This window comes from Allobosea sp. P1_A7 (assembly GCF_056406775.1).
Genome location: NZ_JBFTZN010000239.1, coordinates 1 through 12,289, shown reverse-complemented (window position 1 = coordinate 12,289; position 12,289 = coordinate 1). Strand labels below are relative to the sequence as shown.

At 65.7% G+C, this 12,289-nt stretch carries 12 protein-coding genes and 1 pseudogene; 7 read left to right on the top strand and 6 right to left on the bottom strand.

The annotated features are described in order from the left end of the window. From AC1D34_RS29085 to AC1D34_RS29065, 5 genes are all read left to right on the top strand, one after another. On the top strand, positions 1–515 hold a 515-nt coding region (locus tag AC1D34_RS29085; RefSeq protein WP_476826081.1), incomplete at its 5' end, for a fumarate hydratase. Beyond that, on the top strand, positions 512–1,153 hold the full coding sequence (locus tag AC1D34_RS29080; protein WP_441508033.1) for a fumarate hydratase C-terminal domain-containing protein: 642 nt from the start codon (positions 512–514) through the stop codon (positions 1,151–1,153). The genes AC1D34_RS29085 and AC1D34_RS29080, both read left to right, overlap by 4 nt. Next, positions 1,153–2,136: an NAD(P)H-quinone oxidoreductase gene (locus tag AC1D34_RS29075; protein WP_441508032.1), complete on the top strand. Its 984-nt coding sequence runs from the start codon at positions 1,153–1,155 to the stop codon at positions 2,134–2,136. Before AC1D34_RS29080 ends, AC1D34_RS29075 begins: the two co-directional genes overlap by 1 nt. Positions 2,137–2,237: 101 nt before the next feature. Continuing rightward, a complete protein-coding gene (locus tag AC1D34_RS29070) occupies positions 2,238–3,041 on the top strand; it encodes a DNA-binding transcriptional regulator (RefSeq protein ID WP_476826080.1) in 804 nt (267 codons plus the stop codon). A gap of 95 nt (positions 3,042–3,136) precedes the next feature. Continuing rightward, a complete protein-coding gene (locus tag AC1D34_RS29065; RefSeq protein ID WP_441478970.1) occupies positions 3,137–4,120 on the top strand; it encodes a Bug family tripartite tricarboxylate transporter substrate binding protein in 984 nt (327 codons plus the stop codon). Positions 4,121–4,187: 67 nt separating this feature from the next. Here AC1D34_RS29065 and AC1D34_RS29060 read toward each other — a convergent pair whose 3' ends face one another. The 3 genes from AC1D34_RS29060 to AC1D34_RS29050 are packed head-to-tail and all read right to left on the bottom strand — an operon-like array spanning position 4,188 to position 6,871. Then, entirely contained in the window at positions 4,188–5,129 is a 942-nt protein-coding gene (locus tag AC1D34_RS29060) for a DUF6282 family protein (protein WP_441508031.1), read from the bottom strand. Between the two features lie 10 nt (positions 5,130–5,139). Further along, complete coding sequence (locus tag AC1D34_RS29055; protein WP_441508030.1) at positions 5,140–6,054, bottom strand: cupin domain-containing protein; 915 nt, start codon at positions 6,052–6,054, stop codon at positions 5,140–5,142. Positions 6,055–6,070: 16 nt separating this feature from the next. After that, positions 6,071–6,871, bottom strand: a complete 801-nt coding sequence (locus AC1D34_RS29050) for an HpcH/HpaI aldolase family protein (protein WP_441508029.1) — start codon at positions 6,869–6,871, stop codon at positions 6,071–6,073. A gap of 200 nt (positions 6,872–7,071) precedes the next feature. On the opposite strand from AC1D34_RS29050, the gene AC1D34_RS29045 reads away from it, so the two are divergent. Both AC1D34_RS29045 and AC1D34_RS29040 read left to right on the top strand, forming a co-directional pair. Then, positions 7,072–8,082 (top strand): amino acid ABC transporter substrate-binding protein, encoded by a 1,011-nt coding sequence (locus tag AC1D34_RS29045; RefSeq protein ID WP_476826079.1) that lies wholly within the window; start codon positions 7,072–7,074, stop codon positions 8,080–8,082. A 35-nt stretch (positions 8,083–8,117) separates the two neighbouring features. Continuing rightward, positions 8,118–9,179 carry a pyridoxal phosphate-dependent aminotransferase gene (locus tag AC1D34_RS29040; protein ID WP_476826078.1) on the top strand — a complete coding sequence of 354 codons (1,062 nt, stop codon included), beginning with the start codon at positions 8,118–8,120 and terminating at the stop codon, positions 9,177–9,179. A 12-nt stretch (positions 9,180–9,191) separates the two neighbouring features. Here the strand turns inward: AC1D34_RS29040 and AC1D34_RS29035 are convergent, their stop codons facing one another. The 3 genes and pseudogenes from AC1D34_RS29035 to AC1D34_RS29025 all read right to left on the bottom strand — a co-directional run. Continuing rightward, positions 9,192–10,022 carry a 3-oxoadipate:acetyl-CoA acetyltransferase gene (locus tag AC1D34_RS29035; protein WP_441508026.1) on the bottom strand — a complete coding sequence of 277 codons (831 nt, stop codon included), beginning with the start codon at positions 10,020–10,022 and terminating at the stop codon, positions 9,192–9,194. Positions 10,023–10,032: 10 nt separating this feature from the next. Further along, a complete protein-coding gene (locus tag AC1D34_RS29030; RefSeq protein ID WP_441508025.1) occupies positions 10,033–11,940 on the bottom strand; it encodes a bifunctional sugar phosphate isomerase/epimerase/4-hydroxyphenylpyruvate dioxygenase family protein in 1,908 nt (635 codons plus the stop codon). Then, positions 11,937–12,289: pseudogene (locus tag AC1D34_RS29025) on the bottom strand (shikimate dehydrogenase); the annotation flags it as partial. The pseudogene AC1D34_RS29025 and the gene AC1D34_RS29030, both read right to left, overlap by 4 nt.

Below are 12,289 nucleotides of genomic sequence, written 5' to 3'. Positions count from 1 at the left end.
GCTACAAGGGCAAGGACATGCCGCTGGTCTCCTATGACCTGCTTGGCGATGTCGACTACATGGATATCACCTGCGCGCCGAAGGCGCTCGGCGGAGGCCGCTGGGCTGCGATCGAGACGCTGGTCAGCCCGAGCCTCGATGAGATCGAACGCTGCATCCTCGAGATGGTCATGCGTGCCGGCGGTCAGCACTGCCCTCCCGTGGTGATCGGCGTCGGCATCGGTGGCACCTTCGACCATGCCGCCAAGCTCTCCAAGGACGCGACGCTGCGGCCATTCGGCCACCATAATCCGGAGCCGATGGTTGCCGATATGGAGGAGCGCCTGACAAGGGCGGTCAACCAGACCGGTTTCGGGCCAATGGGCGTCGGCGGCTCGACCACGACCTTCGGTGTGCATGTCGAGTACGCGTCAGGCCACGGTTTCACCCCTGTCGCAGTCTCCTTCAATTGCTGGATCAACCGGCGGACGCGCGCGAAGATCCACAATTCAGGCGTTGTGGATCGGATCGAATGAGCTCCTTCGACCTGCCCCGCCTGAAGCTGCCGCTGACACCTGCCGCGGCTCGGGCTCTGAAGCTGGGCGATCTCTTCCTGCTCGATGGCGACGCGGTGGCGACAGTCGGCATGCCCACGCAGAAGCGCATGGTGTCCGAGGTGGCGGCCGGTCGCGARATGCCGACACCGATGCGGGGCAGCGCATTCTTCCATATGGGCGTCAGCTATGACGAAGTGGATGGCAGGCCGGGACGCCTCCATTATGTCAATCCAACGACCTCGAGCCGCTTCAACGGCCTGATGCCTACCTTGATCCGGGAGCTCGGCCTGACCTCCGTCGGCGGCAAGGGCGGATTGTCACGCGAAAGCGCTGACGCCATGCGCGAGGTCGGCTGCGTCTATTTCTCCTTCGTCGGTGGCGCGTCGGCGCTGCTCAGCGAAGGCGTCGAAGAGGTCCTCGACAGCGCCTGGAACGACCTGATCATGCAGTTCCGGCTGAACCGCGTCAGGCTGGGAGGATTCGGACCGGTGACGGTTGCGATCGATGCCCATGGCAACTCCATCTATGAGCGCCTGATGACCTCCGCCCAGGCGCGCCTGCCGGAGATCCTGCAGGCCCTGCGGGCTCCCATCTCCCCCGTCGACGAGCAACACTGATGCAAGCGATCGAGATCACCCGGCCCGGTGGGCCGGAGGTGCTGGCCTTTTGCGAGCGCGCGTCCCCTGCGCTTGGCCCCAATGACGTCCTCATCCGGGTCCGGGCCGCGGCCGTGAACCGCCCGGATGTGCAGCAGCGGCGCGGGCTCTATCCGCCACCGCCCGGCGCGACCGACCTGCCTGGCCTCGACGTTGCAGGCATCGTCGAAGCCGTCGGCGCGGAGGTGGAATGGCCCAGGGCGGGTGACGCAGTCTGCGCGCTCGCCAATGGCGGCGGATATGCCGAGCTCTGCGCCGTGCCCGCGGTTCAGTGCATGCCCATGCCGAAGGGAGCGAGCTTCACCGAAGCTGCGGCACTGCCCGAGGCCTTCTTCACCGCCTGGAACAATGTGATCTGGCTTGGACGGCTCGCGGAAGGTGAAACGCTGCTCGTGCAAGGCGGCACCAGCGGCGTCGGCATGGCAGCGATCCAGATCGCCAAGAGCTTGCGGCAGGCCCGCGTGATCGCAACGGCAGGGACAGCCGCGAAGCTCGACATCTGCCGGGAGATCGGCGCCGATCACGCAGTGAATTATCGCGAGGACTGGGCGGCCGAGATTGTTGCGGCAATCGGCGCAGAGCAGGTCGACGTCGCGCTCGACGCGCAGGCCGGCCCCTACACCGAGAAGCAGCTGCAGCTGCTTGCGCCCGACGGCCGCGTCGTGCTGATCGCCAGCCATCTCGGCCAGATGGCGGAAGTCAATGTCCGCAACATCGTCCGGCGTCGCCTGACCCTGACCGGTTCGACCCTGCGCCCGCGTCCTGCCGCCTATAAGGGGCGGATCGCGTCGGAGCTCGTCGCCCATGTCTGGCCGTTGCTCGAGAGCAGGCGTATTCGCAACCACATCTGCGCAACCTTCGACTGGCGCGATGTACGGGAGGCCCATGCCCTGATGGACGCCGGCGAACAGGTGGGCAAGGTCGTCCTCACGCTCGATGGCTGACACCAGCGTTTGACATCGCTTCGGGCAGCAGGTCTCCTTGGCGTCGAGCAGGCGGGTGCCCCAGCATCACGCATAACAATCCGTCTGGCTGGGACCGCCTCTTGCCCTCGTTCAYTCCCGTCCAGTCCGTCGTCAAGGCGCTCGACCTTCTCGCCGAAATCAACCGCAGCGGATTGGCGACGGTTGGCGATCTCCACCGGCGAACCGGCCTGCCCAAGCCGACGATCGTCCGGCTCCTCGAAACGCTCATCGCCACCGGCTATGTCATGCGCGACAGCCGTGTGCGGGGGTATCAGGTGACTTCCGGTGTGAACCGGCTGAGCGCCGGCTTCCACGGTGCGCCGATGGTGATCGAGGCCGCGCGCCCCTGGGCGACGGCCCTTACCCGGCAAATCAAATGGCCCTGCGCCGTCTGTGTCCTCGACTACGACGCCGTGATCGTGCGTTTCAGCACCATTCCCGACAGCCCGATTTCCCCGTTCCACGCAACCCTCGGCCATCGGCTGAGCCTGGGAGGGCGCGCGCTCGGGCGGGCCTATCTCGCATTCTGTCCCGAAGAGGAGCGCACGATCGTGCGCTCTGCAATGCTGGCTTCCCCGGCCCCCGAGAACAGCGGCCTCGGCGACGAGGAGTTGGAACGGCTGATCGCCCAGGCACGCTGGCGCGGTTACACCGAGCGCGACCCTGCCGTCGAGCCGCGCACGTCTGCGACGATTGCCGTTCCCATCATGCTGGGCGAGCGCGTGCTCGCGACCTTCGGCGTCACCTTCTTCCGGTCCGTCGTGGCGACGCCCGATGATCGCGCGCGGATCATCCATCCCCTGAAGAAGGCGGCGGCAAGCATCGAGACGCAACTCAAGGCGCTGTCGCAATCAATGGGCGTCGCGTTTCAGGATGAGAAATAGGCCGCCTTCCCAACCTCCGTCGCCAGGAAGCCGCGCATAGTTCCGGGGCACAACCGCGCCGAACGATCGGTTGCCGCTCCGGAGGAACAGCCACCATGTCATTGTATTCTCGCCGCGCGTTCGCGGCGTCGCTCGTCGGCCTCGGTGCTCTGGCGAGCACGCGGGGCGCGCTCGGTCAGAGCTGGCCGGCCCGGCCGGTGACCATCATCGTGCCCTTCCCGGCCGGCGCGGCCACCGATGTCGTGGCCCGCCTGCTCGCGGAGAGGCTCCGCGCAGAGCTGGGGCAAGGTTTCATCGTCGAAAACAAACCTGGTGCCGGCGGAAACCTCGCCGCGGCCAGCGTCGTGCGCGCCGCCCCCGACGGGCATACGCTGTTCGTCTCCTCGTCTGGGCCGCTCGTCACCAACAAGCTGCTCTACAAGACACTCAGCTTCGACCCGCTCGTCGATTTCGAGCCGATCGCCATGATCGGAGATGTGCAGGTTGTGGTGGCGACGCACCCTTCCCTGCCAGTCAAGACACTGTCCGAGCTGATCGCCTACGGCAAAGCCAATCCGGGCAAGCTCACATTCGGAAGCCCGGGCTTCGGCCTGATGGGGCACATCGCCGGCGAACTGATCCAGCGCAAGGGCGGTTTCCAGATGACCCATGTGCCCTATCGCGGTTCTGCGCCGCTTGCGACCGATCTCCTCGCAGGAATCGTCAATGTCGCCGTCGATTTCCTTCCGCCCTATATTCCACATGTGAAATCCGGAGCCATCCGCGCACTCGCAGTCACGGCCGAAGAGCGGGCGCCGCAACTGCCCGATGTGCCGACCCTGTCGGAAGCGGGACTGACGGGAGTCAACGCCTCCTCCTGGTATGCGATCGTTGGTCCCAAGGGCCTTCCCGAGCCGATCTCACGCCGGATCAGCACGATCGTGAACGATTATGTGCTGAGCGCGGAGGGCCGCGCGAAGCTCGATCCGATCGGCGTGCGCTCGCTCGGCGGCGGACCGGACGTCGTCCGGAAAGCCCAGGCGCAGGAAATCGCCAAATGGAGCGAGGTCATCCGCACGGCTGCGATCGCCCTCGACTAAACCTTCGCCGCAAAGAAAAACCCCGGGTGAGCGCTACCGCTMACCCGGGGTTTTTGCATGCTCGGGATCAGACAGCGCCCGGCGAAACGTCGTCGAGATTCAGCAATGCCGCCGCATGTCCGCCGATCATGGTCCTGATGTCCTTCTCCGCGAATTGCAGGTCGAGCAGCCCACCGACGATCTCGCGGTAGCCATCGACCGGGCGTGGCGAACCGAGCAAGCCGAGATCGGAGCACAGCAGGGTGCGTTCGACACCGGCGACCTCGATCAGATGAGCGAGGTCGGACATCTCGTATTTCTTCGAGCGCCCTTCGACGAACATGCAGATCGAGTGCTCCATATAGGCACCGAGCGAAACGAGCTGGCGGATGTCGGCATCCGTGCAGCCCACGATATAGGTCGGGTGGTTGACGATCATCTTGCGGACGCCGCGCGCACGCGCTTCCTCGAACACGAGGTGGAGTTCAGAGGCATGGAGGTGGCCGCCCGCGAGAACGATGTCCCCCTCGGCAATCAGGTCGAGGATCTGCTTGACCGCGTCCGTCACCGTGCCGCTCGCATCGAGTGCGGTGAGCGGCAGCGCATCCAGCATCTTCCCTGCGGTCTTGGGGAAGGTCTTGACGGCGCCTGACGCCAGGACCGCGATATGGTTCGCGGCCGAGAGGGTCGGCAACCAGACGATCTTGCCGCCGATCTTGATGCAATGGTCGACGGCATGCGGATTGAACCCGCCCGAGGCATTGTTCAGCGCCACGCCGGAAAACAGCTTCAAGCCATTGTCGGGGAAGAGCTTCTCCAACATCACGGCATGCGAGGTACCGAGGTAGAAATGGTCCTTGTAGACAAGCGCGCGGAACTTCGCGGAGGCAGCGTCGAGCATGGCCTCATGATGGTCGAGGATGCGCGGCATCGCGGCGGGGCCGCTGTGACAGTGCAGATCGACCGCACCGACGAGCAGATCCGCGACCTGCCGGGCACGGTCGGTTTGGGGGGCCTTGTCGAGAAGCATGCTGAAGTCCTCAGGGCGTTTCGCCGGGCATTGGATAATCTGCGGCGTTGATCACCCAACCGGGCTTTTCCGAGAAATCCATGCGTGGCGGTGAGAAGATGTCGATCATCTGGTTCAGGCCGGGCAGCACCGACCGGGACGTGTGGATCGAAGGCGGCGGGATGACCGTCAGCGACGGAGCCGCCATCAACTCGTGCTCGTCCTCGCGCCAGATCCTCATATCCGGCGTCCAGGGCCAGCGGATATCGTGGATGTAGGCGCCGTCGATGACGAGTGAGCCCTGCTCGAAATCGTCATGGTGATGCGGCGAGAGCTTGGTGATGTCGCGCAGCCCGAGCCGCGGGTCGAGCACGTTCACCATCAGCGTCGTGCAGCGAAAAATCCGGCCGAAGCGGCTCTCGCCCCCCTCGCCTTCCAGGCTGTAGCGCCGCAGTTTCCAGCCCCCGCGCGGCTCGGGCCAAGGCTCCAGGAGCGCGACATTGGCGTGCGGTTCGGCATAGGACGAGGCATTGGAACAGGCTGCCGCCAGATCGGTCGCAGCAGTGGAGAAGATCCGGATGACGCGGCCATCACTGGCTGCCGTGACCTCGGAATCTCCGGGCGGCACGAACAGGATGGATGAGCCCGGCGAGGCGAGGCTCTCCCCGCGGGCAGAGAGCGACGCGCCCATGGCAGCGTCCGGCAGGATCACGCAATACTCATCCGGATGGCCGATGCGCGCCAGACTCGCCCCCGCGCGCACCTCCGAATAAGCGACGATGAAATTCTGCCCGCGCGCGATCCAAGTGCGGGCATCGGACCCGGCCTCCTGCGGCTCCTGCGCATAGAAGCGCGCATAATCCGCGCCGGCATAGGACGAAACGGGCGAAGCCTTGGCAGGCGCCCCGGTCGCGAGTTTGGCGCGGGGGTCGGTGGGGTGGAACATCGAGAATCTCTCCAGTTCAGCCGACTGCAGCCTGAGAAGCACGGGTTTTCATCGCCGACATCTCGCTGAACGCGTGGCCGGCCGCCTTCCTCAGGAAGCCCTGGTCGGACGAGACGATGAAGGCGCTTGCACCGCGCTCGGCAAAATCGGCGGCCTCATCGGCGTCGTCGGTCATGACGCAGACCGGCTTGTTCGCCCKTTTCGCTGCGGCGATGATCCTGTCCACCGCATCGCGGACCACAGGCGCGTCCCGTGTCGGCGCACCGAAAGCAACCGTAAGGTCGCCGCGGCCAATGAAGACGGCGTCGAGCCCATCGACGGCGAGGATCGCGTCGATCTCCTCGAGTGCAGCGGGATCCTCGATCATCGCGATGGCGGCCGTGGCGGCGTCGGCCGCATCAACATGGTTCCACATCTTCAAGGCGCCGTAACCGCCGGCCCGGGTCACGCCCGAAAATCCGCGCGCACCGCCCCGATAGCGGCAGGCGGCAGCAAGGATACGGGCCTGCGCGACACTCGAGACATGCGGCGCCAGGACACCGACTGCGCCGCAATCCAGGACCGACAGGATCGCGTCATGCGAAAGCACCGGAACACGCACGACCCCGGCGACCCCGGCGGCCCGGGCCGCGAGAAGCGCCACATCGGTAGAGCCCCTATCGAAGGGGGCATGCTCCTGGTCGATGACGACGAAGTCGAAGCCGACTGCGCCGAGGATCTCGATGGCGTGGCCGGTCGGTGTCTTGATGAAGCTGCCGATCAAGGACTCGCGATCGAGCAAGCGGCGCCGGAAGGAATTGTAGGGCGTGTTCTGCATGGACTCGGCACGGGATCGAGCGGCTGGGATGCGCCATCATCGCATCCGGCACCGGCGCAGCATGGCGATCTCCGCGCATTTCGCATTGTGAAATGGCGTGTGCGGCGCCCGTCGTTTCAAGCAATGAAACGAACAAAGAACCTCGTTGTGGTCGGCCGATGGATCGCCCACCACCACAGACAAATGGGGAGGACCATCACATGCACGCTCGCTTGACCACGGCCTTGGGCTTCACTCTGGCGCTGGCGGTTTCCGCCCAGGCCGGCACACTCGAAAAGGTCCGCGAGCGCGGTCAGCTGCTCTGCGGCGTCAGCCCGGGTGTGGCGGGCTTCTCCGTCCCGGACGAGGCCGGTCGCTGGACCGGATTCGATGTCGACCTGTGCCGGGCCGTCGCCGCCGCCACATTGGGCGACGCAAGCAAGGTCAAGTTCATCCCCCTCAGCCCGAAGGACAGGTTCGTCTCGCTGCAGAGCGGCGAAATCGACGTGCTCTCCCGCCAGGCGACCTGGACGCTCTCGCGCGACACGCAACTCGGTCTGCGCTTCGCCGGGATCAACTACTATGACGGCCAGGGCTTCATGATCCGCAAGTCACTCAATGCGGGCTCCGCCAAGGAGCTTGGCGGTGCGTCGGTCTGCGTGCCGACCGGTACGACCACGGAACTGAACATCGCCGACTTCTTTCGCGCGAATGGGATGAAGTACGAGTCCGTCAGCTTTGAATCGGGCGATCAGGCCGCCAAGGCCTTCGAGTCGGGACGCTGCGACGTCTTCAGCAACGACGTCTCGGCGCTGTCGGCCTACAGGCTGAAGCTGGTCAACCCGGCAGAATTCGTGATCCTGCCCGAACTGATCTCGAAGGAGCCGCTCGGTCCAGTCGTGAGGCAGGGCGACGAGGCCTGGAACAGCATCGTCCGCTGGTCCTATTTTGCGATGGTTGCTGCGGAAGAGCTTGGCGTCAGCTCGGCCAATGCCGACCAGCTCGCCGCCTCCGGTTCCCCCGAGGTGCGCCGCCTGCTTGGCAGCGAGGGCAAGTTCGGCGAGCCAATGGGCCTGAAGRACGATTGGGCGATGCAGATCGTCAAGCAGGTCGGCAATTACGGCGAATCCCACGACCGCAATGTCGGCGCGGGCTCGCGGCTGGGGATCGCGCGCGGGCTGAACAATCTCTGGAGCAAGGGCGGTCTGCAATATTCGCCGCCGGTACGCTGACCATCCGCGTTGCCGCGCCCACGACGGAGAAAGCTGTGTCGAACCCCACCGTCATCCCGGTTCCGCGTATCGCACGCCTGCRGAACGTCCCGGCGCGCCGCACCCCCGCCCCCATGGAGGGAGCACCGCCGCCGGTGAGCCTGCATCTCAACGAGTCCTCGGAGCCGCCCGCTCCGAGTGTCGTGGCGGCGATGTGCGCCGCCGCCGGCCAGGTGAACCGCTACCCCGATCATGACGGCGCCTCGCTGATCGAAGCGCTGGCTTCGCGCCTTGCCGTACCGCCAGCACAGATCGTGCTGGGGGCCGGCTCGAACGAACTCCTCTTCGCCAGCGCCGAATTGGCCCTCGACGCGGACGACGAGGCGGTGGCGCCGCATCCTGGCTTTCCAGCCTATGCCAAGGGCGCCGCGATGCGCGGCGCAAAGCTCGTATCTGTTCCGAACCGGCGCGATGGCCTCGTCGACGTCGTGGGCACCCTGGGCGCCATCACCGACCGGACACGCCTCGTCTTCGTCGCCTCGCCGCATAACCCGACCGGCGGCATGCTCGACGAGGCCGATGTGGAGCAACTCGTCGCCGGCGTCCCGGATCATGCCCTGCTGCATTTCGACGAGGCCTATTTCGAGTTCGGCCATCATGCCGGCGGGCCCGACGTGCTCGCCATCCTGCGCCGCCGCAGCGGCCCCTGGATCTCGACGCGCACCTTCTCGAAGGCATTCGGTCTTGCCGGCATCCGCGTCGGATACGGCATCGTCGGCTCACCGGCGCTGGCTGATGCCTATCGCAAGATCCGCACCAATTTCAGCGTCAACGCCGTGGCGTTGGCGGGAGCCGAAGCGGCTTTGAAGGAGCCCGCCTATCTCACCGACCTGCTCAGCAGGACCGCGGACGGCCGCGACTGGCTGGCGGACCAGTTGAAGGATCTTGGCTTCGTGGCCTTGCCCAGCGCGGCGAATTTCCTGGCGGTCCTCACGCCCGCACCGGCCGCCGAATTCGCCAAAGGCCATTACGGCACCTTCTTCGGCCACCGCGATGCTGTCCTGGGACAAACACATGCTGCTCCGCCCCACGTCGCGGAGCGTCAACCGGGAGCTTGACTAGCCGCGGCCTCACGCCGTCGGCAGCGACAACAGACCCCGCGCCTCTGCGACCGACGCCACGTGGCGGTCATAGCTGCCTGCCATCTCGGCGATGCGCTTCACGAGGGCGGCATTGGACGGCGCGAGCGTGTCGCGATCGAGGCGGACATTGTCCTCCAGCCCGGTCCGGCAGTGACCGCCGAGTTCGAGTGACCAGCGGTTCAGCGTGATCTGGTCGCGCCCGATTCCGGCGCCCGTCCAGGTCGCGTCGGGCGCCAGCCGCTTCAATGTCGCGATGTAGAACTCGAACGCAGCGCGATCGACCGGCATCGCGTTCTTCACGCCCATCACGAACTGGACATGCAGGGGCCCCTTGATCGCGCCCGCGATACCCATCTCGGCAGCCTTGAAGATCATCGAGAGATCGAAGGCTTCGATCTCGGGCTTGACGCCGTGAGTCAGCATCTCCGCCGCCAGCCAGTCGACGAGATCCGGGCTGTTCTCATAGACCCGCGTCGGAAAATTGCATGAGCCTGTCGAAAGTGAGCACATGTCCGGCTTGAGCGGGATCATGCCCCCGCGTTCCCTGCCCGCCCCAGAGCGCCCTCCGGTGGAGAGCTGCACGATGATGCCCGGGCAATGTTTGCGCAGCCCCTCGAGCAGGCGGCCAAAGCGCTCAGGGTCGGAGGTCGGCGTGCCCTCGTCGGTGCGGACATGGCAATGCGCCAGCGTCGCCCCCGCCTCGAAGGCCTCCTGCGTCGACTCGACCTGCTCGGCAATCGTGATCGGAACGGCGGGATTGTCGCGCTTGGTCGGCAGCGAGCCGGTGATCGCGACAGTGATGATGCAGGGTGTGGTCATGGCAGCGCCTTCATGCATGGGTGGGCGCAGGCACGGTGATCGGACGGGACAGGCGCGCCTGCGCGGTCAGGCGGATGCCCGCATTGGCCGCACCATAGCCACCATAGCCATTGCGCTGGACGATCTCGAAGAACAACCCGCCATCGAGCGTCGCGGTATAGGCCTGCCAGAAATCGCCGCCGGCATCGCGGTCGTAGAGAATGTTGAGCGCCTTTAGCGCATCGATCTCCTCGGGAGGCAGATCGGACCGCGCTTCGAGGTCATCGTAATAGTTCTCCGGAATCGGCAGCATGGCGACGCCATTGGCCACCAACCGTTCGACGGTCGCCCGAATATCATTCGTGGCGAAGGCGATATGTTGCACGCCGGAGCCGAAGAAATCGGTGATGAAGCGGGCCGACAGCGTCCGGTGGCTTTGCGAGCCGTTGAGAATGAGTCTCAGGCCATGGCCGGCCTGACCATCCAGCCCGCTCTCGATGACCTGGCTCTGGACGACGCCCCCTGGATCGATCACCGCCTGGCTCGGCGTCTTCGTTGTCTTGAACAGCGACGAGTAGAACAGCAGCCAGGTCAGCATTTCCTCATACTGCATGCTCTGCGAGATGTGATCGACCCCCACCAATCCGGCGCTTGAGCCATTCGCGCCGGTGGGCTCGAAATCCACCTCCGACCAGCGTCCAAGGGCGGAAGACTGATCCAGGAAATAGAGCAGGCTGCCGCCAAGGCCGCGCACGGCCGGGATGTCGAGTTCGCCTGGCCCGACCGCGCCGGCATGAGGCACATCGAGCAGGGCCGTCGCGCGTTCTGTGGCCGCGCCCGCATCTGCAACCCTCAGCGCGATCGCGCAGACCGAGGTCCCATGCGTGATCTGGTAGCTATGGGCGAAACCGTCGATATCGCTGTTGAGCACGATGCGGATATCGCCCTGGCTCCAGAGATCGACATCCTTGGAGCGATGCGCGCCGACGCGGCTGAATCCGAGCGCGCTCAGAAGGCTCTGGAAGCCCGGCCGCTCGGCCTCGGCGATGGCGAACTCGATGAACTCGACCGCTTCGACAGGCTCAGGCGCCGGCATTGCGACCGCGCCGGGCACCGGCCGGCCGAGCTCCCGTGCCGTCTCGTCGAGCAGCCAGAGCAACGACCGATGGCCGTCGAGCGCCACCGAGCGGGCAGAGCCGGCCCGGAATCGGTCGTTGAAGATCTCGAGCGACAGGACGCCGTCATAGCCAGTCGACGCGAGCGCCCTCATGAAGGCAGCAAGATCGAGATCGCCCTGCCCCGGCAGGCAGCGCCAGTGGCGGCTCCAGGAGAGATGATCCATCTGCAGCTTGGGGGCATCCGCCATCTGCACCATGAAGATCCGGTCGCGCGGGATGGTGCCGATGCTGGCGGGATCGAGCCCGCGCGAGAGGATGTGGAAGCTGTCGAGGATGATGCCGACATTGTCGCGGCCGGCCCGGCGCACGATTTCCCAGGCATCGCGATAGTCGACGACATGACGCCCCCAGGCCAGCGCCTCATAGCCGACGCGCAACCCTCGTTTGGCGGCCCGCTCGCCAAGCTCGGCGAAATCGCCGGCGAGCCTGTCGATGCCGCTCAAGCCCTCGGGCGAGACACTCGAGCAGACGAAGAGCAGGTCGGTCCCAAGCTCCTGCAGGAGGTCGAATTTCCGTTCCGCCCGGTCGAATGTCCGCCCCCGCCGCGCATCGGGCATGCCTTCGAAATCGCGAAACGGCTGGCAGGTCACGATCGCGAGCCCGAGATCGCCGCAGATCCGGCGCACCTCTGTCGGCGAGCCCGGGAAGGCGATCAGGTCGTTCTCAAAGATCTCGACGGCACGAAAACCGGCAGCCGAAATGGCCTCGAGCTTCTCCTGAAGCGTACCGGAGACGCAGACGGTGGCGATGGAAGGGATCATGAGCGCGTCTCCTCGTAGCCGAGCTGTGCGACCGAGCGCAGGTCCTCCGATGTCGTGGTGGGGAATCCGAAGAACTCGAGATAGGCCGGGATCTGCTCGAACAACATGTCGACACCGATCTGGAATGCGCAGCCGCGGGCGCGAACAGCGGCCAGGAAGGGAGTGATCTCCTGCTTCATCACCACTTCCCCGACAAAGGCCGAAGGCGCGATGCGCGCGACATCCATCGGCAAGGGATCGCCTGCCTTCATGCCGAGCGGCGTCGCATTGACCAGGATCGCGAACCCGGCCGGATCGTTCGAGCCGACAGTGACGACCAGTTGCGGATAGTGCTTGCGAAGCCTGTCAG

What these genes read in the sequence shown, in the direction of transcription:
- AC1D34_RS29065 (WP_441478970.1), top strand. Translation starts at nt 3,137, where the DNA reads ATGTCATTGTATTCTCGCCGCGCGTTCGCGGCGTCGCTCGTCGGCCTC.
- AC1D34_RS29075 (WP_441508032.1), top strand. Translation starts at nt 1,153, where the DNA reads ATGCAAGCGATCGAGATCACCCGGCCCGGTGGGCCGGAGGTGCTGGCC.
- AC1D34_RS29055 (WP_441508030.1), bottom strand. Translation starts at nt 6,054, where the DNA reads ATGTTCCACCCCACCGACCCCCGCGCCAAACTCGCGACCGGGGCGCCT.
- AC1D34_RS29060 (WP_441508031.1), bottom strand. Translation starts at nt 5,129, where the DNA reads ATGCTTCTCGACAAGGCCCCCCAAACCGACCGTGCCCGGCAGGTCGCG.
- AC1D34_RS29035 (WP_441508026.1), bottom strand. Translation starts at nt 10,022, where the DNA reads ATGACCACACCCTGCATCATCACTGTCGCGATCACCGGCTCGCTGCCG.
- AC1D34_RS29030 (WP_441508025.1), bottom strand. Translation starts at nt 11,940, where the DNA reads ATGATCCCTTCCATCGCCACCGTCTGCGTCTCCGGTACGCTTCAGGAG.